The sequence below is a fragment of the Corynebacterium sp. genome (assembly GCF_012838985.1).
Classification (GTDB): domain Bacteria; phylum Actinomycetota; class Actinomycetes; order Mycobacteriales; family Mycobacteriaceae; genus Corynebacterium.
Genome location: NZ_DUOE01000171.1, coordinates 1 through 1,698 on the forward strand (window position 1 = coordinate 1; position 1,698 = coordinate 1,698).

General features: G+C 66.1%; 2 protein-coding genes and 1 tRNA gene. All 3 read left to right on the forward strand.

The window, feature by feature from the left end; all coding sequences use genetic code 11:
* The coding region (locus GXZ33_RS09835) for a DNA gyrase C-terminal beta-propeller domain-containing protein (protein ID WP_291340859.1) at positions 1–1,106 on the forward strand (1,106 nt) is incomplete at its 5' end.
* A 3-nt stretch (positions 1,107–1,109) separates the two neighbouring features.
* Positions 1,110–1,457 carry a DUF3566 domain-containing protein gene (locus GXZ33_RS09840; protein ID WP_291340860.1) on the forward strand — a complete coding sequence of 116 codons (348 nt, stop codon included), beginning with the start codon at positions 1,110–1,112 and terminating at the stop codon, positions 1,455–1,457.
* 116 nt (positions 1,458–1,573) lie between these two features.
* Positions 1,574–1,650, forward strand: a tRNA-Ile gene (locus GXZ33_RS09845).
* The last annotated feature ends 48 nt before the right edge of the window (positions 1,651–1,698 follow it).

Below are 1,698 nucleotides of genomic sequence, written 5' to 3' on the forward strand. Positions count from 1 at the left end.
TCATCGCCGCCACCGGCGACGTCTCCGAGGAAGACCTCATCGCCCGCGAGAACGTCGTGGTCACCATCACCTCCACCGGCTACGCCAAGCGCACCAAGGTCGACGCCTACAAGTCGCAGAAGCGCGGTGGCAAGGGTGTCCGGGGTGCGGAGCTGAAGCAGGACGACGTCGTGAAGCACTTCTTCGTGTCCTCCACCCACGACTGGATCCTCTTCTTCACCAACTTCGGCCGCGTCTACCGCCTCAAGGCCTACGAACTCCCCGAAGCCTCCCGCACCGCCCGCGGCCAGCACGTGGCCAACCTCCTGGAATTCCAGCCCGAGGAACGCATCGCCCAGGTCATCCAGATCCAGACCTACGAGGACGCCCCCTACCTCGTCCTCGCCACCGCCCAGGGCCGCGTGAAGAAGTCCCGCCTCACCGACTACGAGTCCGCCCGCTCCGCCGGCCTCATCGCCATCAACCTCAACGAAGGCGACCGACTCATCGGCGCGGTCCTGTGCTCCGAGGACGACGACCTCCTCCTCGTCTCCCAGTACGGACAGTCCATCCGCTTCACCGCCGACGACGACCAGCTCCGCCCCATGGGCCGCGCCACCGCCGGCGTCAAGGGCATGCGCTTCCGCGACAACGACCAGCTGCTCGCCATGTCCGTCGTCCACGACGGCGACTACCTGCTCGTCGCCACCAGCGGCGGCTACGGCAAGCGCACCCCCATGTCCGACTACAACTCCCAGGGCCGCGGCGGCCTCGGCGTGGTCACCTTCAAGTACACCCCCAAGCGCGGCCACCTCATCGGTGCCCTCGCCGTCGACGAAGACGACGAGATCTTCGCCATCACCTCCGCCGGCGGAGTCATCCGCACCGAGGTCAACCAGATCCGCCCGTCCTCCCGCGCCACCATGGGCGTCCGCCTGGTCAACCTGCCGGACGGCGTCGAACTGCTCGCCATCGACAAGAACGTCGAGGAGGAGGGCGAGGAAGAGGCCGAGGCAGTCGCCAAGGGCGACGTCGCCGGCCCGACCGAGCGCGCCCAGCAGAAGGCCGCCGAGGCCGGTGCCGACACCGGTGACACCGGTGACTCCGACGAGGATGACAAGGAGTAGGCCATGGCCAGCCGCACCATCGCCGTCACGCGCATCTCGCCCCTGTCCGCCTTCCGGGTCGGCCTGGCCATGTCACTGGTCGGCCTCATCGCCTGGCTCATCGCCGTGGCCCTGCTCTACGCGGGCATGGGCTCCGCCGGCATCTGGGACCAGGTCAACTCCCTCCTCGGCGACATCGGCGGGGACCAGACCGTCACCTTCGGCCTGGTCATGTCCGGTGCCGCGCTGCTCGGCGCCATCAGCGTCATCCTGACCACCGTGCTCGCACCCCTGGCCGCCGTGGTCTACAACGCCATCGTGGACCTCTTCGGGGGACTGCAGGCCGGCGTCCAGGAGGAGGCCGCCCAGTAGCGTTCGGTACCGCTCAGAAGTGTTGTTGACAGTCGCCTGGACACTCGGATTTATGCCGTCTGACCAGGCGATTTGTCTTTGTCGTGTCACACTGGCTAATGTTAACAACGTTCCAAGGGCCTATAGCTCAGTCGGTTAGAGCGCATCGCTGATAACGATGAGGTCGCAAGTTCGATTCTTGCTAGGCCCACCAGGAACATGGGGCATTAGCTCAATTGGTAGAGCATCTGCTTTGCAAGCA

Coding starts and splice junctions, on each gene's coding strand:
- GXZ33_RS09840 (WP_291340860.1), top strand. CDS start 1,110: ATGGCCAGCCGCACCATCGCCGTCACGCGCATCTCGCCCCTGTCCGCC.